The following is a 1,050-nucleotide window of genomic DNA, read 5'->3' on the forward strand; positions in this document are numbered from 1 at the left end:
CGACCACCGAACAGGTCGGCAGCACAGTCTTCACGGTAGAGCGGCAGTCGACACTCGAGAGCGACCCGAGCCTGAAGCACCTGCGGGTGACCGTCTCGTGGAGCACCGCCGCGGCCGGGTCACCACAGTCCATCACCACCTCGAAGACGTACGAGACCACAGTCTTCAGCTTCACGAACCCGTGAGTCGTCGTCGACGCACAAACGGATACTCCCTCATCGAGATCATCGTAGCGATGGCACTGTTCTCCATGGTAGGCGCCTTCGTGGCCGATCTGTTCGTCTCGGGGGCACGCCTCTACACCCGAGCCGAAGCTCGCCTCGATACCCAGGCCGCGGCGCTCATTGCCCTGACGCAGCTGTCGCGTGAGGCGCGCGCATCGACGTATGCCTCGCTCACCGTGACAGACGAGGCGACATACAAGCTGACCGCCTGCGCATTTCGCAGAAACGTTGTTCCCCCCGTGCGATCTGTGGGGACCACTGGCAGCGATGGATTCGTGGTCTACTGGTTCGACCGAGAGAGCAGCGCCATCGGGCGCGTCGAGGTCGCCAAGGACGCGAGTGTGCAGCGCCTCACGCCCACCGAGGTTGTGTCGGCCGCGGTCAATGCGGGCCATGCGCATCTCATCGCGCGCTTCGTGCGCGCGTTGACCTTCGCGCTTCCCAGCAGCGATGCTGCAAGCGCCACCGTAGCAACATACCCTTCGATCACGGTGAAGAACCCCAGCCTGTCGGTGAGCATAACCGTATGCAAGACAGCCACGCCCGACCCCGCAAATCCCGAAGAGAGCTTCAACACAGCCATCTGCATGAGAAACAAGAAGTGAAAGCCATCACTGCCGCTCTTCGTCGATATCAGCAGCGCGGCGCCGGCCTGGCCGGCGTGCTGGCGATCATGACCATCGCCGCCCTGGCAGCCTTCACCATGGCCGCCGTCACCATGTCGCACGCCGGGCGAGCCCGTCGGGCGGTGAACGCCCAGCAGGCGCTCTTCCTCGCCGAGGGGGCCATGGCGCAGGCCATCAGCCGGATCAAGAGCGATGGCACG

At 64.4% G+C, this 1,050-nt stretch carries 2 protein-coding genes; both read left to right on the forward strand.

Annotated elements, in window-relative coordinates; all coding sequences use genetic code 11:
• Positions 1 to 97: 97 nt before the first annotated feature.
• Positions 98 to 829 (forward strand): type II secretion system protein, encoded by a 732-nt coding sequence (locus EB084_26390; GenBank protein NDD31792.1) that lies wholly within the window; start codon positions 98 to 100, stop codon positions 827 to 829.
• Positions 826 to 1,050, forward strand: a 225-nt coding sequence (locus EB084_26395) for a hypothetical protein (GenBank protein ID NDD31793.1), incomplete at its 3' end; no start/stop codon positions are given. The genes EB084_26390 and EB084_26395, both read left to right, overlap by 4 nt.

This window comes from Pseudomonadota bacterium (assembly GCA_010028905.1).
In the GTDB taxonomy this organism is placed as follows: domain Bacteria; phylum Vulcanimicrobiota; class Xenobia; order RGZZ01; family RGZZ01; genus RGZZ01.